This is a genomic window from Prochlorococcus sp. MIT 1314 (assembly GCF_034093315.1).
GTDB lineage: Bacteria > Cyanobacteriota > Cyanobacteriia > PCC-6307 > Cyanobiaceae > Prochlorococcus_A > Prochlorococcus_A marinus_Y.
The window spans coordinates 796818-817217 of the sequence record NZ_CP139300.1; the positions used below are offsets into that span (position 1 = coordinate 796818).

At 30.5% G+C, this 20400-nt stretch carries 28 protein-coding genes and 1 tRNA gene; 15 read left to right on the forward strand and 14 right to left on the reverse strand.

Annotated elements, in window-relative coordinates:
• Window positions 1-33: 33 nt before the first annotated feature.
• Window positions 34-351, reverse strand: coding sequence for a circadian clock protein KaiB (kaiB, locus tag SOI86_RS04580; RefSeq protein WP_320682415.1), 318 nt, complete (start codon window positions 349-351; stop codon window positions 34-36).
• A gap of 144 nt (window positions 352-495) precedes the next feature.
• On the opposite strand from kaiB, the gene rplU reads away from it, so the two are divergent.
• Window positions 496-936 (forward strand): 50S ribosomal protein L21, encoded by a 441-nt coding sequence (gene rplU, locus SOI86_RS04585; protein ID WP_320682416.1) that lies wholly within the window; start codon window positions 496-498, stop codon window positions 934-936.
• A 9-nt stretch (window positions 937-945) separates the two neighbouring features.
• Window positions 946-1206 (forward strand): 50S ribosomal protein L27, encoded by a 261-nt coding sequence (gene rpmA / locus SOI86_RS04590; RefSeq protein WP_011863458.1) that lies wholly within the window; start codon window positions 946-948, stop codon window positions 1204-1206.
• On the opposite strand, the gene SOI86_RS04595 is transcribed toward rpmA, so the two are convergent.
• A complete protein-coding gene (locus SOI86_RS04595; RefSeq protein ID WP_320682495.1) occupies window positions 1199-1873 on the reverse strand; it encodes a class I SAM-dependent methyltransferase in 675 nt (224 codons plus the stop codon). The two genes, rpmA and SOI86_RS04595, sit on opposite strands and share 8 nt — an antisense overlap.
• 142 nt (window positions 1874-2015) lie before the next feature.
• On the opposite strand from SOI86_RS04595, the gene truB reads away from it, so the two are divergent.
• Window positions 2016-2939 carry a tRNA pseudouridine(55) synthase TruB gene (gene truB, locus SOI86_RS04600; protein WP_320682417.1) on the forward strand — a complete coding sequence of 308 codons (924 nt, stop codon included), beginning with the start codon at window positions 2016-2018 and terminating at the stop codon, window positions 2937-2939.
• A 3-nt stretch (window positions 2940-2942) separates the two neighbouring features.
• On the opposite strand, the gene SOI86_RS04605 is transcribed toward truB, so the two are convergent.
• Window positions 2943-4118, reverse strand: a complete 1176-nt coding sequence (locus tag SOI86_RS04605; protein WP_320682418.1) for a SpoIID/LytB domain-containing protein — start codon at window positions 4116-4118, stop codon at window positions 2943-2945.
• An 88-nt stretch (window positions 4119-4206) separates the two neighbouring features.
• On the opposite strand from SOI86_RS04605, the gene rnz reads away from it, so the two are divergent.
• The gene (rnz, locus tag SOI86_RS04610; RefSeq protein ID WP_320682419.1) at window positions 4207-5145 is read left to right on the forward strand and encodes a ribonuclease Z; all 939 of its coding nucleotides are present in this window, start codon (window positions 4207-4209) and stop codon (window positions 5143-5145) included.
• An 86-nt stretch (window positions 5146-5231) separates the two neighbouring features.
• Window positions 5232-5780 carry a pentapeptide repeat-containing protein gene (locus SOI86_RS04615; RefSeq protein ID WP_320682420.1) on the forward strand — a complete coding sequence of 183 codons (549 nt, stop codon included), beginning with the start codon at window positions 5232-5234 and terminating at the stop codon, window positions 5778-5780.
• An 11-nt stretch (window positions 5781-5791) separates the two neighbouring features.
• Here the strand turns inward: SOI86_RS04615 and SOI86_RS04620 are convergent, their stop codons facing one another.
• The 4 genes from SOI86_RS04620 to serA all read right to left on the reverse strand — a co-directional run bounded on the left by SOI86_RS04620 (window position 5792) and on the right by serA (window position 9184).
• Window positions 5792-6157 (reverse strand): hypothetical protein, encoded by a 366-nt coding sequence (locus tag SOI86_RS04620; RefSeq protein ID WP_320682421.1) that lies wholly within the window; start codon window positions 6155-6157, stop codon window positions 5792-5794.
• A gap of 79 nt (window positions 6158-6236) precedes the next feature.
• Window positions 6237-6536, reverse strand: coding sequence for a ferredoxin (locus tag SOI86_RS04625; protein ID WP_011376994.1), 300 nt, complete (start codon window positions 6534-6536; stop codon window positions 6237-6239).
• 128 nt (window positions 6537-6664) lie between these two features.
• Window positions 6665-7579, reverse strand: coding sequence for a 50S ribosomal protein L11 methyltransferase (prmA, locus tag SOI86_RS04630; protein WP_320682422.1), 915 nt, complete (start codon window positions 7577-7579; stop codon window positions 6665-6667).
• An 18-nt stretch (window positions 7580-7597) separates the two neighbouring features.
• A complete protein-coding gene (gene serA / locus SOI86_RS04635; RefSeq protein ID WP_320682423.1) occupies window positions 7598-9184 on the reverse strand; it encodes a phosphoglycerate dehydrogenase in 1587 nt (528 codons plus the stop codon).
• 99 nt (window positions 9185-9283) lie between these two features.
• On the opposite strand from serA, the gene SOI86_RS04640 reads away from it, so the two are divergent.
• The 6 genes from SOI86_RS04640 (at window position 9284) to SOI86_RS04665 (ending at window position 12251) form a co-directional block, all read left to right on the forward strand.
• The gene (locus SOI86_RS04640) at window positions 9284-9850 is read left to right on the forward strand and encodes a hypothetical protein (RefSeq protein ID WP_320682424.1); all 567 of its coding nucleotides are present in this window, start codon (window positions 9284-9286) and stop codon (window positions 9848-9850) included.
• A complete protein-coding gene (locus SOI86_RS04645) occupies window positions 9851-10642 on the forward strand; it encodes a photosystem II S4 domain protein (protein WP_320682425.1) in 792 nt (263 codons plus the stop codon).
• A gap of 49 nt (window positions 10643-10691) precedes the next feature.
• A tRNA-Val gene (locus tag SOI86_RS04650) sits at window positions 10692-10763 on the forward strand.
• Window positions 10764-10831: 68 nt separating this feature from the next.
• A complete protein-coding gene (locus tag SOI86_RS04655; RefSeq protein ID WP_320682426.1) occupies window positions 10832-11449 on the forward strand; it encodes a DUF1295 domain-containing protein in 618 nt (205 codons plus the stop codon).
• Window positions 11442-11993 carry a pyridoxamine 5'-phosphate oxidase family protein gene (locus SOI86_RS04660; RefSeq protein ID WP_320682427.1) on the forward strand — a complete coding sequence of 184 codons (552 nt, stop codon included), beginning with the start codon at window positions 11442-11444 and terminating at the stop codon, window positions 11991-11993. Before SOI86_RS04655 ends, SOI86_RS04660 begins: the two co-directional genes overlap by 8 nt.
• A 75-nt stretch (window positions 11994-12068) precedes the next feature.
• Window positions 12069-12251 (forward strand): hypothetical protein, encoded by a 183-nt coding sequence (locus SOI86_RS04665; RefSeq protein WP_320682428.1) that lies wholly within the window; start codon window positions 12069-12071, stop codon window positions 12249-12251.
• On the opposite strand, the gene SOI86_RS04670 is transcribed toward SOI86_RS04665, so the two are convergent.
• Window positions 12240-12788 (reverse strand): DoxX family protein, encoded by a 549-nt coding sequence (locus SOI86_RS04670; protein ID WP_320682429.1) that lies wholly within the window; start codon window positions 12786-12788, stop codon window positions 12240-12242. The two genes, SOI86_RS04665 and SOI86_RS04670, sit on opposite strands and share 12 nt — an antisense overlap.
• 136 nt (window positions 12789-12924) lie before the next feature.
• Window positions 12925-14079, reverse strand: coding sequence for an FAD-binding domain-containing protein (locus tag SOI86_RS04675; protein ID WP_320682430.1), 1155 nt, complete (start codon window positions 14077-14079; stop codon window positions 12925-12927).
• 280 nt (window positions 14080-14359) lie between these two features.
• Here SOI86_RS04675 and SOI86_RS04680 point away from each other — a divergent pair, with 280 nt between their 5' ends.
• Window positions 14360-15109, forward strand: a complete 750-nt coding sequence (locus SOI86_RS04680) for an NAD-dependent DNA ligase (protein WP_320682431.1) — start codon at window positions 14360-14362, stop codon at window positions 15107-15109.
• 108 nt (window positions 15110-15217) lie between these two features.
• A complete protein-coding gene (locus SOI86_RS04685) occupies window positions 15218-16147 on the forward strand; it encodes an oxidoreductase (protein ID WP_320682432.1) in 930 nt (309 codons plus the stop codon).
• Here SOI86_RS04685 and SOI86_RS04690 read toward each other — a convergent pair.
• A complete protein-coding gene (locus SOI86_RS04690; RefSeq protein WP_320682433.1) occupies window positions 16142-16408 on the reverse strand; it encodes a hypothetical protein in 267 nt (88 codons plus the stop codon). The two genes, SOI86_RS04685 and SOI86_RS04690, sit on opposite strands and share 6 nt — an antisense overlap.
• Window positions 16409-16508: 100 nt before the next feature.
• Between SOI86_RS04690 and murD the strand changes: the two genes are divergently transcribed.
• Entirely contained in the window at window positions 16509-17915 is a 1407-nt protein-coding gene (murD, locus tag SOI86_RS04695) for a UDP-N-acetylmuramoyl-L-alanine--D-glutamate ligase (RefSeq protein ID WP_320682434.1), read from the forward strand.
• A 115-nt stretch (window positions 17916-18030) separates the two neighbouring features.
• Window positions 18031-18345 (forward strand): MATH domain-containing protein, encoded by a 315-nt coding sequence (locus SOI86_RS04700; RefSeq protein WP_320682435.1) that lies wholly within the window; start codon window positions 18031-18033, stop codon window positions 18343-18345.
• Window positions 18346-18353: 8 nt separating this feature from the next.
• On the opposite strand, the gene SOI86_RS04705 is transcribed toward SOI86_RS04700, so the two are convergent.
• The 4 genes from SOI86_RS04705 to SOI86_RS04720 all read right to left on the reverse strand — a co-directional run bounded on the left by SOI86_RS04705 (window position 18354) and on the right by SOI86_RS04720 (window position 20389).
• Window positions 18354-19085 (reverse strand): pirin family protein, encoded by a 732-nt coding sequence (locus SOI86_RS04705; RefSeq protein WP_320682436.1) that lies wholly within the window; start codon window positions 19083-19085, stop codon window positions 18354-18356.
• Between the two features lie 73 nt (window positions 19086-19158).
• On the reverse strand, window positions 19159-19287 hold the full coding sequence (locus SOI86_RS04710; protein WP_257469953.1) for a hypothetical protein: 129 nt from the start codon (window positions 19285-19287) through the stop codon (window positions 19159-19161).
• An 83-nt stretch (window positions 19288-19370) separates the two neighbouring features.
• On the reverse strand, window positions 19371-19907 hold the full coding sequence (locus tag SOI86_RS04715; protein WP_320682437.1) for a DUF1643 domain-containing protein: 537 nt from the start codon (window positions 19905-19907) through the stop codon (window positions 19371-19373).
• Window positions 19904-20389, reverse strand: coding sequence for a DUF2214 family protein (locus SOI86_RS04720; protein WP_320682438.1), 486 nt, complete (start codon window positions 20387-20389; stop codon window positions 19904-19906). Before SOI86_RS04720 ends, SOI86_RS04715 begins: the two co-directional genes overlap by 4 nt.
• Window positions 20390-20400 lie beyond the last annotated feature (11 nt).

Genomic DNA, 20400 nt, shown 5'->3' on the forward strand with positions numbered 1-20400 from the left:
CAATTTATCTTTATTTTTAAAGTTTTCTTTATGTTATTTATCTACACTATATTCAGTTTCAGTTAATTCATCAAAAAGTAGATCTAAACCAATTAAAACTTTTTCTCTATCAGAAAGGTCACCAATTATTCTTCTTACTGGTGGAGGTAAAATTTTAGCTAAGGTTGGGGTAGCTAAAATCTTATCTTCCTCTGCAAGTTGTGGTTGTTTAAGGACATCGATAACCTTCAAAGCATAAACTCCTTTAAATTCATTTTCTAAAATTTCTTTTAAAGTATTCAAAGCTCTCATTGAATTAGGAGTATTACCAGCAACATAGAGTTTTAAAATATAAGTTTTTCGTGCTGCCATTGTTATGTTCCCTCAAATTGATATAAAAGATTTAAAACAACCCTTGACTTATTACACTACAAAATAAGAAAATAAACAAACTATTATGATTGCTTATTTGGCTTAATCAAATTATAAATTTGAGCCTAAAAGCGTCTTTAAAATATGACAAATTCTAAAAACCCTTCAAACAATTCATCTAAAAGTAATGAATTGTACGCAATAGCAGAAGCTTCTGGGCAACAATTTTGGTTCGAAGTTAACAGATACTATGACATAGACAGGTTAAATGCAAAAGAGAAAGATAAGATAACACTAGAAAAAGTTCTACTTTTAAAGGATAAAAACTCAATCACTATAGGTAAACCTTATGTCAAAGATGCCAAAATTGAATTAGAAGTAGTTTCGCACAAAAGAGATAAGAAAATTCTTGTATACAAGATGCGTCCAAAAAAAAAGACAAGAAAAAAGATGGGACACAGACAAGAACTTACAAGAGTTATGGTAAAATCCATATCAACAGGTACGAGTACTCCTAAGTCTTCTTCTAAAAAAGAAACTGTTAAAAAGGAAACTAAACCAAAATCTGAAAAATCTACAAATTAAACAATTCTAATGGCACATAAAAAAGGAACAGGTTCTACAAGAAATGGACGTGACTCAAATTCCAAAAGATTGGGAGTAAAAGCTTATGGTGGAGAAAAAGTAACCGCTGGATCAATTTTGATTCGCCAAAGAGGTACATCCTTTTTGCCAGGAATCAATGTTGGCAAAGGGAAGGATGACACGCTTTTTGCACTCAAAGAAGGAACGGTAAGTTTCGAAAGCATTAAAAGAAATTTAAGAAATAGAAAAAGAGTTAATATAGTTATCTGATTTTCTTATAAGCTCTTGTAGTTATGAGAATAGGATGAAAAACCTCTAAAAAATTCATTTGAAGTGTCTTAAAAAATCTTTCAACGATTTGAATATTGTCGACATGGAATGGGTATTCATTTTTTTCTCCTTTATAGAAATACCAATTTAATAAAGCAATAGAATTACTATGCATAATCTCATTAAAAATCTCAAGTTGAGAAGCTGGATCGGCAAGATGTTCCAAAACATCAAGACAAACTACCGTATCAAATTTCAATATTTCTGAATCTTGAATTGTCTTGCAAAAAGTAAGCTTTTTTTCGACACCTAATTCCTTAGCCCTGTATTCCACAAAGTTTCTATTTGTTTCATTAATATCTACAAAAAAAACATGCTCAACTTTGGAAGACATCGCATTAGCTAAGGCGTGCGTTCCAATACCTCCGCCAAAATCTAAAACTAAATCTTTAGAAAATTTCTGCTGAAGTTTTAAAGTATCAGCGATGTAATTTTTGCTCGTAATATGCCAAGCAGCTAAATCAGCCAGATGACTATCTCCAACAATCTCAGTATAAAAATCCGAAACATTACTTAAAGCATCCCCAGGATGTAAATTTGCCAAATTCATCTTTGCATTTTCAAGAAATCCATCTAAATCGCATTCTTTAATTGATAAGAATTCCATTAAATGTGACTTCAAATTAAAAGCATTATCTAAAAACTCTTTTAATATAAAACTATTGTTTTTCAATTTCTTACTATTAATTTCCAATATAAAAATCATAGGATGGTAATAAATCTTTCTCAAAGTATTCTTAATATTCAATATGAAAACTAAAGATGGATTCTTAGTAATTAATAAAGATAAAGGCTGTACCTCACATGATTGTGTTAAACAAATAAGAAAGTTACTAAACACAAAAAAAGTTGGTCATACAGGAACTCTTGATCCAGAGGTTACAGGAACTTTACCAATTGCGATAGGCAGTGCCACAAGATTTATTCAATATCTTCCTCAGGGGAAAACATACATTGGACAAATTAAATTAGGGATAAGAACAAACACTGATGATATTCACGGAGAAATAATTAATCAAAAAGGGTGGCCTAAAATCAGTCATGAGAAATTAGATCAATCTTTAAATAAATTTAGAGGAATAATTAAACAAATTCCGCCAAAAGTATCTAGTGTGCACGTAAATGGTGAGAGGGCTTATAAAAAAGCTTTTAATAATGAAGATTTTGAATTAGCACCAAGAGAAGTAAAAATAGAAGAACTCATTTTAATGAAATGGGACCAAATAAACGGAATCATAGAAATAAAAATCAAATGTTCAGCTGGTACGTATATAAGGGCAATCGCAAGAGATTTGGGTAAACTTCTCAATTCCGAGGGTTGCCTTCTACAACTAAAAAGAATTGCAGCTTGTGGCTTTCATGAACAGCACTCTATAAAAATATCTGAAATAGAAAGAGAAAAAGGGAATAAAAACGCGACAAATTTTATTATCCCAACACTTTCTGCTCTTAATCACATCACAACATTAGTCTTAAATAATGAAGAAGAAATTAATTTTTGGCAAACGGGAAGATCAATTAAAGTTGATATTAATTACTTTAATGAAAGCAACATTTTTGATCATAAAAAACCCATAAAAGTAATCGACAAAAGAAAAAAACTACTTGGGATAGGCTTCTTAAATAAAGAACAAACTAATATAAATCCAAAAATAGTGCTTCATGCAAAATGATTTTTATAGATAATCTTTTTTAAAAGGTTTGACCTGCACCCCCCTATAGAAATATTTCAGTATGTTTTCAGCTTTTTGGCCTTTAGACGCCATATATTTAGCACCCCATTGACTCATTCCTACTCCATGTCCAGATCCCTGTCCAAAAACTATTAAACCTTTTTTCTTAGGAACTTTATTATTTAGCTCTTCATCAAAAAATTTAAATCGTACAAAATTACTATTGAGACCTAATTTCTTTCTTAAATCTACCCCAGACATTTGATCAGAACCATAAGCTCCAATAAGTTTTACATTTTTCACCCTACCAGTACTCGTAATATTTAGAATCTCTATATTTTTTAATCCTCCAATCTTGGGAAATAAATTTGTTAATTCTTTATCTGAAAATTTTCTTTGCCATCTAAATTTTGGATTCTTTTTATCAAAATCCTTCACACTTGATAAATATGGATATTTATTTTTCCATACATCTTGACTATTTTCTGTCATTCCACCCGAACTACTATGAAACAAAGCATTTATCAATTTATTTTTATACGTCAAGACCAAAGATCTTGTACTTTTAACTGCTCTGATAGTTTTATAAGTTCTTGACTCCAATCCATTATAAACTTGATTTCTCTGCGTGGAATCGATATCAAATAGATTATTTCCCTTTTGCTTTAAAGCATAAGTTCTAGAGGCAATTGCTTGTGCTTTCAATGCTTCCATAGGCCATTTTATTGGCATCTCTGAACCCACCACACTACTTAAGTATTTTTCAATTCCTAAAACATTAACTACCAATATTTCAGAATCAAGTATAAAGAGATCAATTTTACCAGAAAATCTTTTCTGACCTACCCAGATACCTCTTCCATCAGAAGATCTGACTTGAAATTGTTGATTACTTTTTAAATCATATATTTTTTGTTTGTTCTTATCAAAATATAAAATTTTTCTATTTTTCTCATTTTTCAAAGTTAAGCCTTTTATTTTCTTATTTGAAAAAATTTTTCCGTCTATTGTTAATGGAATTAATTTATCTGATCTAATCCTTATGTTGTTATTTTTTGATATCAAAACTCTAATTATTGGCTCTCTCGAAGCAAAAACAGTTTCACTTTGAAAAACACAAAAAAATAAAATACTTATTAGAAAACATTTACTATAATTTTTTTTTAATTTAAGTATCACTTTGTTTAAAAAAGAAATTCTTAATTTGCCTAAGTTTGACTAAAAGTCTAGATTTAATCTAGATATCAAAACAAAAATATCATAATAAGTGAATATCACCTTCTTAGGAACTAGTTCAGGAGTCCCTTCCTTAACCCGAAATGTTTCTTCATTGGCTCTTAAATTATCACAATCTTCAGAAGTTTGGCTTTTTGACTGTGGAGAGGGAACACAGCATCAAATAATTAAAAGTAATATTAAATCTTCACAAATCAAAAAAATATTTATTACGCATATGCATGGAGACCATATTTATGGTTTGCCCGGCCTCTTGGCAACTTTAGGTTTGTCAGGTAATAGTAAAGGTATTGAAATTTATGGTCCTTCCGAACTGCGAAGTTTTATAAATTCTGCGCTTAGTAGTAGTTTTTGCAAATTATCCTTTCCATTGCAATTCGTGGAAGTTGAAAATTTTGCATCAGAAAATAAAAATTTATTTGAAAACGATAAAATAACAGTAAATTGCACTTGTCTTAAACATAAAATACCTGCTTATGGTTATCGAGTCAGTGAAAAAGACAAACCAGGCATATTTGATATCAAAAAGGCTGAGTCTCTGAAAATAGCACCAGGTCCAATATATTCAGAACTGCAAAAAGGTAAAAAAGTCGCATTAGCAGATGGGAGGACATTTGATGGGAAGGAGTTCTGCGGACCTCCTAGGAAGGGTGAAAGTTTTGTTTATTGCACAGATACTGTCTTTAGCGAATCAGCGGTTTCATTATCAAAAAATGCCGATTTACTCGTACATGAATCGACATTTTCTCAGAAGGATGAGAGCATGGCCTATGAAAAATTACATTCCACAACAATTATGGCTGCGAAAACAGCATTATTATCTAATACAAAAAAATTAATTATTACTCATTTAAGTCCAAGATACACTAATAAAAATTCAATTACACCAAGCGATTTGCTTAAAGAGGCGCAAAAAGTTTTTCCAAATACTCACCTCGCTAAAGATTTTCTAACTGCAGAAATTAAATAAACTGCAACAGTTCGTTAGCAGGAGGGTTGTAAATGACCAACCCATGAAATAATAGTCATAGGTTTTTCTATTTGATGTTGATCGAAATGGTTACTTTTTTTTCGTTCCTAAATAAGTCTCTGAAAAGACTTTTAATTTTTCTTCCATTGATTATTGGTTTACTTCTTAATCCAATTTCTACTAATGCACTTTATCCTAGTGACCCTTCGTCAGTAGATGGATTGAAAGGAGATCTTCATGGTGCAGATCTTCAAAATAATGAATTTGTAAAATATGATTTATCTAATCAAGATTTAGGGGAGGCAAATCTACAAGGCGCCTATATGAGTGTAACAACTGCAGCAAATTCTAGTTTCAAAAGCGCCAACATGAAAGATCTTATTGCATATGCTGTACGTTTTGATAATGCTGATTTATCTGATGCAAATCTTACTAATGGTGAGCTGATGAAAAGTGTTTTTGATGGGGCGACTATAGATGGAGCAGACTTTACTGATGCAACTCTTGATCTTCCTCAGAGGAAATCATTATGTGAAAGAGCAACAGGTACTAACTCAAAAACTGGAGTTGATACCGTAGATAGTCTTGAATGCTCAGGCTTAAGAGGTTATATACCTGCAACACCAAAAGCTTAATTAAAAATTAATTAACTTAATTTAGGTAAACAATTACCAGGCTCTTTCGAGCTTGGTTTTTTGCTGTACCACCATTCTTGAATATCAGAAGAAAATCTCTGTGAAAAAAGAGTAATTACTGTTTCAACAGGTTTTGATCCAGGCTCCAAAATATGAACAGAGTAAGAGGGACATTTTCTTGAAGCCATATCTGCTACGAATCTAGAACCTATTCTTCTCCAACTAGGCTCTTTACTTCTCCAAGCAAGCCTTGAACAGGGCCAAGGCAATTCTTCCCTATCGTAAAGCCTGCAACATGGTCCAATAACCTTATAACTGTACTGGCCTCCATAACTGGATTGAACACTTCCATTCTTAAAAAATTCAAAGTTATTCATTTTCAAAAAAAAAGCCACCTTTATAGAGGGTGGCAGAGAAGTAATGAATTATCAACTTTAATAAGTTAATTTTTTAAAATTAATACAATTCTTCCTCAGCATGAGTTGTAATTGTCACATCAGATGTTGGATAAGCTACACAAGTAAGTACGAAACCAGCCTCTAATTGATCATCATCTAAGAAACTTTGGTCTGATTGATCAACGCTTCCTGATGTTACTTTGCCAGCGCAAGTTGAGCAAGCTCCAGCTCTACATGAATATGGAAGATCAATGCCTTGCTCTTCAGCCGCATCTAGAATATATTGATCATCAGGTACTTCGATGGTTGAATTGAGTCCTTCACCTTCGCTGATGAGTGTAACTTTGTAAGAAGCCATTTAAATAAAAAAGTGTTGGTAATTAATACCTATCAAATACATTTTTAACATTGATTAGGTCGATATGGGGGATTTTGACGTAAAAAATGACACAATAAAATGTATTAAAGGGTATTCATAAGGAAAACTTATGCATAAGTTCGATTGTTTTCTTTTCGTGCAGCAATGCACACCCAATCTTTTTTAGATGATACATCCAATAATTGCAAGTTATTTTGAATTAAAATTTTTATAATTTCATCTTTTTGTGAATTCAGAATTCCACTGAAAATGACCTCACCATTGCTTCTCAAAGACTTATAAATATTTGGGATCATTTCTTTTATTACTTCCGCAAGAATATTACACAAAACAAAATCGAATTTATTAAGTTGATTTTTAAAAACTATCTCATTAAAAGGCCCCAAATATGTGCTTAGGTTATTTAAATTACCAAAATTTAATTGAAAATTCGAGTTAGTAGAATTGATAGCTAGATAATCATTATCAATAGCACAAACCTCTTTAGCTCCAAGTAATCTTGCAGCAATACTCAAAATCCCGCTACCACTCCCAATATCTAAAACCTTTTTATCAGAAAATAAAATATTCTCCATTTTTTCTAAACATAGATAAGTCGAGGGGTGACTGCCAGTACCAAAGGCTGCTCCAGGGTCAATTTTTATGATCTGTTTATCCTTAAATTTTTCATTCAAATTTATCCAACAAGGTAATATTAAAAAATGATTTCCCACTAATTCAGGGGCCCAATATTTCTTCCAGCTTGTTAACCAATCCTCTTCTTTGATAATAATCCATTCAAAAAATTTATTAGAGTTATTAATGTTTAGAAGTTTGATAATTATTTCTTCAAAATCACCTCTAGAAATCTCATCCCATTCATTAATTGGAAGCCATATATTGACTTCTTCTCTATTTTCAGTTTTTATCAAATATTCAAATGAAAAACTAAAAATTCCCAGCTCATTTAATTTCCAAATAATAATTTCTTCTTTATCACTTTCTATCTGAAAGGTTAGTTTATACCAATCTTTAGTTGCCATTAAGAGATTAAAACTTTTTTATAAAGTAACTGGATTAGCGCTAGTAATTCCTTCTACTTCAATAATGGTATCAAGCAACTTGCTAGGTATTGGATCATCAATACTTAGAACCATAACAGCTTCCCCTCTAACAATTTTGCGTCCAACTTGCATCGAGGCAATATTAACATTGTTGCTCCCCAATAAGGACCCCAACTTGCCAATAATACCAGGCATATCTCTGTGCCTAGTAACCAACATATATCTACTTGGTGATACGTTAACAGGATATTGATCAATACTAATAATTCTTAATTCTCCATCAGCAAAAATACTTCCTGCTACGCTATGGTCGCCATTATCTCCATAGGTGGTTAACTGTAGCGATCCACTAGCAAATTCAGGTCTTGCCTCGTCTTTACTCTCAACTACTGAAATACCTCTCGAATCAGCTTCTAAAGAAGCATTTACATAATTAATTCTATCTCCCAAGGCTTTAGTTAGAAGGCCTTTTAAACTAGCTATTATCAATGGCTGGGAAGGATGTTGAACAAATTCACCTTGAAGCTTCACTTCTAATTTATGGATCTGTGCCCCTGAAAGCTGACTAATAAGAAGCCCCATTGTTTCAGCCAACTGCAAATGAGGTTTTAGGCTATCCATAATATCAGGACTCAAACCTGGTATATTTACTGCAGTTCGAGCTGACAAGCCAAGTAGAACGTCTCTGATTTGTTCGGCAACATCTACAGCTACATTTTCTTGTGCTTCTCGAGTAGATGCTCCTAAATGGGGGGTAAGAATAAGATTCTTTTCAACTTTCAGCAATGGGGAATTAGATTCTAATGGTTCCTTAGAAAAGACATCTATTGCAGCTCCTCCAATCAATGATTTATTTAAAGCTTCTGCTAATGCTTCTTCGTCAATCAAACCTCCTCGAGCACAATTAATTAATTTTGAGCTACTTTTCATACTTTTAAGCACATCCATATCTACCAAATTCTCTGTCTCTGGTGTACGAGGCAAATGCAAAGTTACATAATCGGATTGTTGGAATAAGTCCTCTAGCTCAGATAGTTTAACTTGTATTTGTTGAGCTCTTTCAGATGAAACAAAGGGATCAAATCCGTGTACTTCCATTCCCAATGCATTAGCGACTTTCGCTACATGAGCACCAATTTTCCCTAAACCTACGACTCCTAATTTTTTCTTATAAAGCTCATTCCCAACAAATTTCTTTCTCTCCCATTTACCTAACAAAGTACTACTATTAGCTATTGGGATATGTCTAGATAAGGCCAACATCATAGCTATAGTGTGTTCAGCGGCAGCTATAGTGTTACCCCCTGGAGAATTAACAACAAGAACTCCTTTTTGTGTAGCAGCCTTAACATCTACATTATCAACCCCTACCCCTGCTCTTCCAATAATTCTCAGTTTATTTGAACAGTTAATAATTTCTTCAGTCACTTGAGTTCCAGATCGTATCATTAGTGCATCATATTCTTTGATAATTGATGCTAACTCAGAGTTTGAGATGCCTATCCTCTGATCAACCTGAGCAACTTGTGAAAGAATATCGATTCCTGTTTGATCAATTGGATCTGTAATGAGAACTTTTGTCATTTAAGATTGGTTCTTTAATCTTTTACTTTAACTTAATCTATAGTGTATGTATCTTATTTTATTAATTTGAATAACACACAAACATTTGAGGATTAAAATTTGACTAAAAGTATTGTTATATATGAAAACATTGATCAATGTATTCAGCTATTTAATGTTTTCAAAGAAAAATCAGTAATCCTCTCTGAAGCTATTTTGATCCCACCATCAGGTGAGAAAAGATTATCAGATGAAACCGATTTGCTAAATGCAAAAGCAAATATCCTATTTAAGTCTCAAAAATTTGAAGATATAAGAATCCTAAATCCTAAACTCGATAGAGAAATCAGACAAAAAGATATGAGTAGATGGCTAATGCCATTTGGTTTTATAGCTGGAATAGCTTTTTCTAACATGACAAATTTATCAACTTTCAGCTTCCTTGGTTTCAATAACCTTGGAGAATCCTTAATTGGAGGTCTTTTGGGAATGGGTTCAGGATATTTGGGAAGCGTTGTTTCTTCTGCAAGTATCAACATTAATAGAAATAAAGAGTTGAGATCAATTATTAATTTTAATAAAGAGGGTAAATGGCTTGTTCTGCTTGAAAATCAAATTGGAACTGAATTGCCTTGGGCTTTAATAAAACAATCAGAAGCTAAAGATATAATTTTTTTGGAAGGCTAAATGATTGACTTGAAAGAAATCTTAATAAATTCAAACTTTAAAAAAGAAACTGAGGAATTAATAAATATAGCTAACTTAGCTTACAAGCACTGGGAAACTTATTGGACTGGATTTCATTCAACTTATATTTGTGAAGAGATTCTAAAAGATTTTGGAAATTTGAATGATTTCAAATTTTTTGTTTATGGAGGATTCTCCTCTTCTCAAAGATCTAGAATAGCTTGCTTCAGAGGTGATCACATTCCTGAGGAGGATGCTCTAAAAAGTGATTTTCCAGCTAAAGGGATAAAAATTAATGGCAATTTTTTATTTGATAATGCTACGCAAGACGACTTTAGATCCCTATTAATTGAAAATGGGTTAAATGATAAAAAAGTAGGGGATATATGGACTATTGGGGATAGGGGAGCACAAGGGATAATTGATAGTTCAGATGTTAAATATCTAAATGAAAATTTTTTTTATTTGAGAGACGTAAAAGTAAAAATTAATTTAGTTTGTATAGATGAATTACAAATACCTTCTGGAAGATCAAAAAAACTTGTTAATACAGTAGAGGCTTCAACAAGATTAGACGCTATAGCTTCAGCGGGTTTTAGGATATCACGAACCAAAATTATTGAAAGGATAGAAAATGGAATGCTCAGATTAAATGGGAGCAAAGTTAATAAGCCAACTATTAATCTAAAAGTTGGCGACAAACTAGAACTTGAAAATAAAGGATTTATTGAAATTCTAAATTTAGAAATCACCAAAAGAGAAAGATGGAAAGTTAAATTACTTAGAAAATGAAACGCAACCTGCTATTTTCTTATAAGGGGGATTTAAAATTCCTCAATTTGGGCGATTAGCTCAGTGGTAGAGCACTACCTCGACACGGTAGTGGCCACTGGTTCGAATCCAGTATCGCCCATTAAAACTTCTGACAACCTAGGTTATATCCACAGAAAATAATTTCATTTTTTAGATTATTAAAAAAAGATGAAACTTAATCAAATAATTAATCTCCATAAGGGGCTAACAGCGTTTGTAGTAGTAGGACTTATGATTATTTTTGATAATTTTACAATCGCTCCCTATGTTTATTTAGCTCTGCATGGTACTTATGGATTACTTTGGCTTCTAAAAGAAAAGATATTTCCTGATCCCTATTTTAAAGAAAAAATCAATTTTTTAACTTCAGTTACTGGTTTTATTTTCCTTGGAAGTTACTGGATAGCTCCTTACATTCTTATCTCATCTCATAAATCTGTTCCAAATATAGTAATAGCTGCTTCTATATCTATAAATATTATTGGTGTATTTTTACACTTTGCTAGTGATTCTCAGAAATATTTTTCTCTTAAATTAAAAAAAGATCTTATTAAAGAAGGATTTTTCAAAAATATAAGGAATACAAATTATTTAGGAGAAATACTAATTTATCTATCGTTCGCCATCCTTTCAATGAGTTTCATTCCATTCGTAATTCTTGCAATATTTTTCTCTATAGTTTTTCTTCCAAGAATGATTAAAAAAGATAAATCGCTCACAAAATACGATTCATTCGAAGAATACAAAAAGAAAAGTGGCCTTATTTTACCTAAATTAAATGCTTGAAAAAAACTTACCAAGTTGGAGGCAAGATTTAAAATCTTCTAGAAAAAAAGAGGGTAAATCACCATCTAATAGATGGATTCAGCTTGCAACAGTTAGCGAAAAAAATGAGCCGAGATTAAGAACAGTAGTTTTCAGAGGATGGCATAAAGATAGTTCAATAATTATTTTTACAGATAGAAGAAGTGAAAAAATTGAGCATATAAAATCCAACCCTAATGCAGAAATATTATGGTTTTTTTTGAAGACTAAATCACAATATAGATTCAAAGGAGAAATCAGTGAATTAAGTGATAACAAAAATTATTGGGATACATTATCCGAAAAATCAAAAGCTTCATGGTTCTGGGGAACTCCTGGTAATAGAATTAACCCAAAGTTACAGTTTAATTATGAATTACTAAACAAATTACATAAGCCAGAAAATTTTGTAGTTATAAATTTTGAAATTTTCTCAGTAGATCTTCTTAAATTAGAACAGCCTATTCATAAAAGATATATCTGGGAAAAGAAATATAAATGGAGAAAACAAGAAATTAATCCATAGAATATTTCTAAATTGTATATTTAGGTTGAAAAACATATAGCAATAAGTCAGTTTAAAAAAAGAAGAATTATTGATATGAATTTTTCAGAAATTCCAGATAACCCTTTCATTTTTTTATGCTGGGTTACTGCTCTAGGTCTTTTTATAAGTCTTACTGAAGCAACTATTAAGATAAAATTCGATAAAAAAAGTTCTTATCGTAAAAGGGAAAAGCTAATTAATAGTCTTTACCCCAAAAAGTTAGCTTCAGATATCTGAAAGGATATTAGCTTGTATGTATTGAAACAAACCAACTTTATTTGTTTCTTCTTTTAATTTGGACTCCTTAGTATAGGAATTCACTTTTTTTGAAGATTTGTCTTCTTCTGTGTCTTCTGATTTAAGAATTCTAATTATAACTTCATCTATAGAAAAATTTCCAGGGCCTGATAAGGCAATTGAAGTTGCTGAAGCGAAATATAGAAGTAATAGTTCTAATAGAAAAATATTAAAACCTGAAGTAACAAGTGCGTGATATATAGCTACAGAAATTGTTCCAACAATAGCCAAAGCTCCGAATCTTGTAGCTAAACCAATAATTAATAACCAACTTCCACCTATTTCTGAAAATGCTGCAATGTATGATAAAAATATTGGGAATGGGAGATGTAATGGCCTAACAAATGCATCTGCAAAATTCTCGATATTAGCTAATTTCTCATAACCATGGTGAATGAGAACTGTACCTGTTATGACTCTAAGAATTAATAAAGCTGTATCTTTGCTAAACGATTTAGTAAGAATTGTAGAAAGCACAATAAAAAAATATTCTTAAGTAAAAATAACTAGTCACAGATTCCATCGTGGATTAAAGAGCAAAAGTCATATCTAAATAAGTATTTATACTTAACTAGCTAGTAATTCTTTTTTTCTGCTTATGAAATTCCATTAGTTAAAAATTATTTTTTGAGTAATTTTCAAATATTCTTTGATTAATTTTAGGAATGTTTTCTTTAAATTTAAAAAATCCTTTTTTGGCGAACTTCCAAGCGAATAAGTCTTCATCCCTAACGAGATTAAATATATGTTTATTGTTTAAAGTTTTAAACTTAACTATAAAGTCATAATTTTCTCCAACTCCAGGATAAATAATATCTATTTGATTAATATTTTTAAAAGTATCTTCTAGCGAATGAGGGTCAATCTGTTCAACTTTATCAAAATGCTCTACAAAGTCAGAAACCAGTTCTTGTTTAAATTTCAAAACAGATTCAGACAATTTAATTTGTCTTTGTTCATTGTTTAGAAGAATAATGAATACCTTTTTATATCTGCAGATTAAATTTTTAAGGGTTGGAAGGTGCAGATCATTCTCAAACATTATCAGATTATCTGATTTGGGATCCATATTGTTTTTATAAATTTCATCTTCTAATGGAATTTGATTAGATTCCTCAAGAAAAATTTGTTTGTTAATTATTTTTTCTACATTAAATCTATTGTTTGAAAATTTTCTGAGGTTTGAAGATGAAAAAAGATATTGCTTTCCTTTAGTTTGCAATCCTGCAACCCATCTCCAACTAAGGAGATTAGATGCAGCATCACCATCAAAAAGATATTTAAAGAAAAACTTTGCTCCCAATTGCCATGGGAGGCCTAAATTGAATATCCAAGTACTCGCAAACCACATCCTTGTATGATTATGCAAATAGTTATATTTTCTTAATTCATGTACCCAAGAGTTAAAAAAATCTAATTCTGTATTCCCATTAACTGCGCTTTTATATAACTCATGATCATAATCAAGATTTTTTTCTGAAATAAAATTTTGCCAAACTTTCGGTCTGTTTTCCATCCACCCTTTCCAATAAACTCTCCAGAATATTTCTTCAATGAACTTAGTTGAATTTTTGACTTTATATTTACTTTCAGTATCATGTATCAGGTCATATTCCAACAATATTCTATGAGTCAAAAATGGTGATAACTTTGAAACTGAACTTTCATTATTTGGCCCAAAATCAAAATTTCTCAACTTTGCATAATCATTAATTTTATATTTTGCAAAATTCTCCCAAATATCTTGAGCTTTTAATAAAAATGACATTTTCTCATAACTTTAAAGAATTTTTTTTTGTATTGATATAAATTTCAAAAATTAGCCAACAAATTAAGTCTTGAAATTTTTCTATTTAACTTTTAAGTAAATATGTTTGATCGAAGTATTTAATTTAAACTCCTAATCAGTTCATTTTATACTATTAAATCGCTCTCTTTGTAGGAAAATATTTAGTTGTCAATTAATTTCTAAATCTGTTTTTAATTTTTAAATCATAATTTAAATAAAAATTTTTCTAGAAGATTTTTAAATATTTATCAAAACTACTATGAATAACTTATTAAAGAGAGATGTTAAGTACATTGATGAAAAATATAGATTAGGTGACGGTATAATTTCCGATGATGCATTTAAGCAACTTGAGAAGCTCTTTATACCTGTGGATACAGAATGTGATTATTTTAATCAAAAAAACAATAGACTTTTACCAAAATTGGCTAAAGAAAATTATAAAGATTTTTTGGGAAGTTTATTTACAAAAACAAGATTAAGTATTCAACCAAAAATTGATGGCTGCGCTATTGCAATTAGATACATAAATGGCAAGTTTAATAAAGCTATTACAAAAAAAGGATTTGATGTCTCAAGCAAAATTAAACAAATTAAAAATGTCCCCGATTGTATTCCTATCAAACGAGATTTTCAAATTAGAGGTGAACTATACTCTACAAACGAAGTTGCCGGAATTTCCCAAAGAATTGCAAGAAAATACCTCAATGATAATAAAGGGATTGGAGCAAGTCTCAGCTTTTGCTGTTTCCAAATACTTAATGGAAGACTTAACCAATATGAAACCCTTAACTATCTTAAAAAATGTGGCTTCAGCACCCCCCAAAGTTACTTCACAAATATTACAAGTGAAATCGAAATATTTAAAAAAAATTGGTTAGAGAGAAAAATATTTGCAAAATATCCAACTGATGGGATAGTTATTAAAATAAATAGTAGGAAACTGCAGTTAAGCAGAGAGAAAAGCTTATCTCAAAATAACGAATGGCAATATGCAATTGAGAAATAATATTAACTAATACCTTCAAAAAGAGCTCACGATACTTACTTCCATTAATTACAGTTAAACGGTAATTAAGTTTTGGTTAAATTCCAAAGCAATTTGCTGAATTATTAAATGAATTCCACTATTTCAAGACCTAAAATTTCTAACTGGGAAACATCTAATATTCCTAATCTGATTAACAAAACAGCACTAATTACTGGTGCGAATAGTGGTCTTGGATACTATACGGCAAAGGCCTTAGCCGAAAAAAACGCTCATGTAATCATTGCATGTAGATCCCTTGAAAAGGCTAATCAAACGATACAAAAGCTTAAAGCTCTTAATCCTGAAGGAATATTTTCACCTCTAGAATTAGACTTATCAGATTTAAATAATGTTGTTGAGGTTCAGTCTAAAATTTTTGATGATTTTGAAAATCTGGATTTACTAATCAATAATGCAGGCATAATGCACCCGCCTAAAACACTTAGTGCCCAAGGATATGAAATACAATTTGCAGTTAATCATTTAGCTCATATGCTTTTAACCCTAAAGCTTCTTCCAATTATTGAAAAAAAAGAGAAATCGAGAATAGTAACGGTTACTTCTGGAGCACAATTTTTTGGGAAAGTTGGTTGGGAAAATCTGAAAGCAGAGAACTATTACAACAAATGGGAATCTTACTCCAATAGCAAATTGGCAAATGTAATGTTTGCTTTGGAACTAAATGAGAACTTAAGGCCCAAAAATATACTTTCTCTAGCTGCTCACCCAGGAATAGCAAAAACAAATCTTTTTACTGCTCAAAAGCCCAAACCTAGTCCAATAGAAACATTCTCCATGGAATTATTTAGCCCTATTTTTCAATCTGCTGAGATGGGTGCTTTACCTCAACTTTTTGCCGCTACTTCACCAGATGCAAAAGGGGGTGATCATTATGGTCCTAAATTTAATTTCAGAGGTCATCCAAAACTATCCCCTACGTCTCCTTTAGCCATTAATAAAAAAGAAAGAAAAAATTTATGGGAAAAAAGCCTTGAATTACTGTCTAATTTCTTATAAGTTTTTTATTTTTACTAACTTTAGAAAATACTTCAAGATATGCAACTCACTCTCTGAAAGCTTCATGAATTCTGTTAAGGCATCATAATTTTTTTCATCAATTTTTTTTGATAATTGAATAAAGCTATCATGGTTTTCCTTTACAAAACGTTCAGCAATCTGAGATGGGGTTAAACCCTTTTCTATTAATTCACCTGGAGCATTTTTCTCCCACTTGTCATAAAACCAAGAGAACCAATATTTTGCAGTATTATCTTCCATTAATTAACTTTTATTTGGCGAATTCTATAAATATTTAAGAGTAATCTCATGATTGAATTAAGCCTCAAACACATTTAATATAAATGCAATTATAAATTTAATGATAAATAATAATCATTTAAGTAAAAGAAAAAATATTAATCTTGTAATTGGATTAGGTAAATCTGGATTTTGGGCTGCCAAGTATTTGAAAAGAGTCGATAAGAGAGTAATTGTTTGGGAAAGTAAAGATGGGGAAAAATTCTTAGAAGCAAAAAAAGAATTGGAAGAACTTAATATATTAGTTTGTCTGAAAAAAGAATTTGTATTTGAAGAAATTGATCCCTTTGTAAAAGAAATTGAATCTGTTGTTATAAGTCCATCAATACCTTATGACCATGAAACTATTATTAAATTAAAAAAAAAAGGCATTAAAGTAATTGGTGAAATTAATGTTGCATGGGAAATTTTAAAAGATACAAATTGGATAGGTATTACTGGCACTAATGGTAAGACTACTGTTACCCATTTACTAAGCCATATACTCTGCGAGAATGAATTATATGCTCCTTTTGCAGGAAATATTGGTACACCTTTATGTAAATATGCTTACTCTAAAAAACACAAAAAACTTGACTGGGTTGTGGCTGAAATAAGCAGTTATCAAATAGAAATATCTCCAGAAGTAAAACCTAATATTGGAATCTGGACAACCTTCACAGAAGATCATCTTGAAAGACATAAAACACTAGAAAACTATTTCAACATAAAAAAAAGCTTACTAGAAAAATCAGATTTTAGAATTTATAATTATGACGATGAAAATCTAAGAAATCATTATAGCTCACTATCAAAAGGGGTTTGGATAACAACTAGTTTAGATAAATCAAATTTGATTCAATGCGATTATTGGGTAGATGATAACGCATTCATTGTTGAGAAAGGGAAAAGACTATTCAAACTTGAACATTTTCCTTTAAAAGGAATGCATAATCTTCAAAATCTTCTATTAGTAATAGCAGCGGCAAGAAAAGTTGGATTATCTGGAAAAAAGATTAAATATTCTTTATCTAATTACAGACAATTACCTCATAGGATGGAAACAATTTACAAAAATAATGATCTGGAAATAATTAATGATAGTAAAGCTACGAATTTTGATTCATCTATTGCAGGAATAGATTCTATTGAAGGTCAAATAATATTAATTTCTGGAGGCAGATTAAAAGGCAATAAATACACGGAATGGATAAAAGTTTTAAAGAAGAAAGTTAAATGTATTTTTCTTTTTGGAGAAAGCTCAAAAGTCCTAAAAATGGCGCTTATTAATGAAGGATTTAAAAAAGATATTTTTGAATTTCCAGAACTCAAAGAGCTTTTAACTTTTGTTTTTCAATATTTACAAAATAATAAGGGTGGAACATTATTATTCTCACCTTCCTGTTCAAGTTTTGATCAATTTAAAAATTATGAAGAGCGAGGAGATCATTTCAAGAAACTAATAAGTGAAAAACTAAAGATTAATTAATATAGTTTTTATTTAAAGATCATTAAGTAATTTTCAGGTCGGTCATCACAACCGCTTACCACTAGCAAATATTCACTTAATTAGTTAGATTCCGAATAGAAGTTAAATTATAACAATGAGTGAATCTAACAATTTACCTCAAGCAATCAGTCATAAGAAATTAAGTTACTTGATGCTTAAGGCACAAAAAGATTCTCATTTTTCTGATGAATTAGCAGAAATAGAAAACCCTGAAAAAAGAGAATTTGACGATTTAATAAACAATTGGGAAGCTTCAACTAAGAAAGTAATTAACGAGTTATCAAAAAGAAAAGAGAATTTACTAAAAGACAAATCACCAAATTCTTTAATTGCACTTGGTGCTATGGAAGTTCACCTTAACATGGCTTTGCAAGCTTTAAATGCCTTTAATAAAGGAGTTGATGAGTAATAGATAAACTATAAAGAAGGCATTGAAAACAAAAGAAAATCTAATTCTTTTTCCGTATCTATAGAAATATCTTTAAAATTAATAGCTTCAAAACCCAAGCCATCTCCAGAAGACAGGCTTACTTTTAAATCAGGGTGTTTGCTTTTTAATAAAAGATCGCCTTCTATTATTTGTATCCAATTATATTTATCAATTGTTAAAGGCAATTTTTTTTCTTTAATAGGATTATATTTACAACGCCATAAAGAGATATCTTGATTTACAAAGAGTTTATTATTTTGAACATTTTTGTAATCAACAATAAGATTGTCCCCTAACTTTTCCTTTAATGAAATTTGGTCATAGCGAGGTTTGATATTTTCATTTTTAGGGAATATCCAGATCTGGAACAACTTGCAGGTCTCATTCTCTTCGTTATTCTCGCTATGCGAGATCCCAGTACCTGCAGACATAACTTGCACTTCATCTTGGTGAATTTTTCCAAAGTTGTTTAACGAGTCTCTATGAGTTATTGCTCCTTTTGTTACGACGGTAATTATTTCCATATTTGAATGAGAATGCGTCTTAAATCCCTCATTAGGAGAAATAATATCTTCGTTTATAACTCTAATATTCCCAAAATTATCCCATTTCGGATCTTTATGCTCTGCGAAAGAAAAAGAATGCATTGAATTAAGCCATTCTCTACTTGATCTAAATCTTTCTTGAGATTTCCTTATTTTAATTATTTTCAAAGACATAAATTCTTAGAAATAAATATTTTATTTTTAATGAATATGTTTGAAAATTATAAATAAGGAAGATTAATTTTAATTATTTATTAATTTTACTTTGTGCTTTATTTGCTTTATTAATTATTTTTTTTGCCTCTTCTCTTGTAGAACATTTTTCTGCCTCAACATTTAAGTTTTTTAGTTTATTTAATTGCTTTGAAACTTTCATATAAATTTAAATTACCAAATAGAAGTTAACACATATTTAATGAAATAGCTAAAAATAATGCCTCTTGTCTTTCAGCCTTATTCCTAAAAATAAGATTGGAGTATGGAATTATCGGAGCAATATAGAGGGTGAATTGGATTATCTTTGATTGTTTTCTTAATTAAGAGCGGTCCGAGAGGATTATCAAAATTATTTTTCCTAATTGAACTATATTGCATTATTTTTTTTGATATTTTTTTATTTCTATTTAGAAATTCCCCTTTATTGCCCCAACCTAACCATAAATCACAGTTTTTATTTTCAGACCAGTGTTTTAAGTTTTTATAAATATGATGATTATTTAGATAACCAACAGGGTTTTTGTGATTAAAAAGTTTTTCTGGATTGCTTGAAACAAGAGCAAATAGATTGATTAATTTTACTTTGCCATAATTATTGTTTTTCGAAATCTTGATTATCTTTTTTGTTGTATTATCCAAGAAAACTGCATCTGATAGTGAAGGATTTAAACCAATAAAAATAATTTCTTTTGTAGATTTATAAATCTTAAAACTTAGACTCCATCTATATTGTTTGTTCTCGCTTATTAAACAATTTCTTTCTAGAAATAAATTTTTCAACCTAAACCTACACCTCTAGCCATAAGAGTTGCAAACAAAGGTATTGTTGCAAAGCCTACTAATTCGGTGGTAATGATAAATTTAAACCTCTTAACAAGGTTCTCAGAAATTTCAGGTAATTTATTCTTACTTAATGGAATTGCCCATAAGATATAGGTTGTTGTTGGGTATAAAGAAAGTAATCCAACCAAAATGTAAAGAGAAACCTTTATCCAAAACACAGGATTACCTGTATAGAAATCACCGCCTTGACCAAAATACTTAACACGCAATATACCAGTAACTAAAATTGCAACTCCTGCCAAGCCATAAACAACATCTGCAATTATCATTGAGATCGTCTCATTTCTGTTTAGATCTACTTTTAGAGTCAATCTTTCAAATAAAAGAGAACCGAAACACAAAATAATTCCTAAATAATGAACATATGCCACCAATGCACTTTTAGCGATTTCGCCTGTTAATAAAGTTCCTAATAACATTTTCTAGTCAA

What these genes read in the sequence shown, in the direction of transcription:
- kaiB (WP_320682415.1), bottom strand. Translation starts at nt 351, where the DNA reads ATGGCAGCACGAAAAACTTATATTTTAAAACTCTATGTTGCTGGTAAT.
- rplU (WP_320682416.1), top strand. Translation starts at nt 496, where the DNA reads ATGACAAATTCTAAAAACCCTTCAAACAATTCATCTAAAAGTAATGAA.
- rpmA (WP_011863458.1), top strand. Translation starts at nt 946, where the DNA reads ATGGCACATAAAAAAGGAACAGGTTCTACAAGAAATGGACGTGACTCA.
- SOI86_RS04595 (WP_320682495.1), bottom strand. Translation starts at nt 1,873, where the DNA reads ATGGAATTCTTATCAATTAAAGAATGCGATTTAGATGGATTTCTTGAA.
- truB (WP_320682417.1), top strand. Translation starts at nt 2,016, where the DNA reads ATGAAAACTAAAGATGGATTCTTAGTAATTAATAAAGATAAAGGCTGT.
- SOI86_RS04615 (WP_320682420.1), top strand. Translation starts at nt 5,232, where the DNA reads ATGGTTACTTTTTTTTCGTTCCTAAATAAGTCTCTGAAAAGACTTTTA.
- SOI86_RS04620 (WP_320682421.1), bottom strand. Translation starts at nt 6,157, where the DNA reads ATGAATAACTTTGAATTTTTTAAGAATGGAAGTGTTCAATCCAGTTAT.
- SOI86_RS04625 (WP_011376994.1), bottom strand. Translation starts at nt 6,536, where the DNA reads ATGGCTTCTTACAAAGTTACACTCATCAGCGAAGGTGAAGGACTCAAT.
- prmA (WP_320682422.1), bottom strand. Translation starts at nt 7,579, where the DNA reads ATGGCAACTAAAGATTGGTATAAACTAACCTTTCAGATAGAAAGTGAT.
- serA (WP_320682423.1), bottom strand. Translation starts at nt 9,184, where the DNA reads ATGACAAAAGTTCTCATTACAGATCCAATTGATCAAACAGGAATCGAT.
- SOI86_RS04645 (WP_320682425.1), top strand. Translation starts at nt 9,851, where the DNA reads ATGATTGACTTGAAAGAAATCTTAATAAATTCAAACTTTAAAAAAGAA.
- SOI86_RS04655 (WP_320682426.1), top strand. Translation starts at nt 10,832, where the DNA reads ATGAAACTTAATCAAATAATTAATCTCCATAAGGGGCTAACAGCGTTT.
- SOI86_RS04660 (WP_320682427.1), top strand. Translation starts at nt 11,442, where the DNA reads ATGCTTGAAAAAAACTTACCAAGTTGGAGGCAAGATTTAAAATCTTCT.
- SOI86_RS04665 (WP_320682428.1), top strand. Translation starts at nt 12,069, where the DNA reads ATGAATTTTTCAGAAATTCCAGATAACCCTTTCATTTTTTTATGCTGG.
- SOI86_RS04675 (WP_320682430.1), bottom strand. Translation starts at nt 14,079, where the DNA reads ATGTCATTTTTATTAAAAGCTCAAGATATTTGGGAGAATTTTGCAAAA.
- SOI86_RS04680 (WP_320682431.1), top strand. Translation starts at nt 14,360, where the DNA reads ATGAATAACTTATTAAAGAGAGATGTTAAGTACATTGATGAAAAATAT.
- SOI86_RS04685 (WP_320682432.1), top strand. Translation starts at nt 15,218, where the DNA reads ATGAATTCCACTATTTCAAGACCTAAAATTTCTAACTGGGAAACATCT.
- SOI86_RS04690 (WP_320682433.1), bottom strand. Translation starts at nt 16,408, where the DNA reads ATGGAAGATAATACTGCAAAATATTGGTTCTCTTGGTTTTATGACAAG.
- murD (WP_320682434.1), top strand. Translation starts at nt 16,509, where the DNA reads ATGATAAATAATAATCATTTAAGTAAAAGAAAAAATATTAATCTTGTA.
- SOI86_RS04700 (WP_320682435.1), top strand. Translation starts at nt 18,031, where the DNA reads ATGAGTGAATCTAACAATTTACCTCAAGCAATCAGTCATAAGAAATTA.
- SOI86_RS04705 (WP_320682436.1), bottom strand. Translation starts at nt 19,085, where the DNA reads ATGTCTTTGAAAATAATTAAAATAAGGAAATCTCAAGAAAGATTTAGA.
- SOI86_RS04710 (WP_257469953.1), bottom strand. Translation starts at nt 19,287, where the DNA reads ATGAAAGTTTCAAAGCAATTAAATAAACTAAAAAACTTAAATGTTGAG.
- SOI86_RS04720 (WP_320682438.1), bottom strand. Translation starts at nt 20,389, where the DNA reads ATGTTATTAGGAACTTTATTAACAGGCGAAATCGCTAAAAGTGCATTG.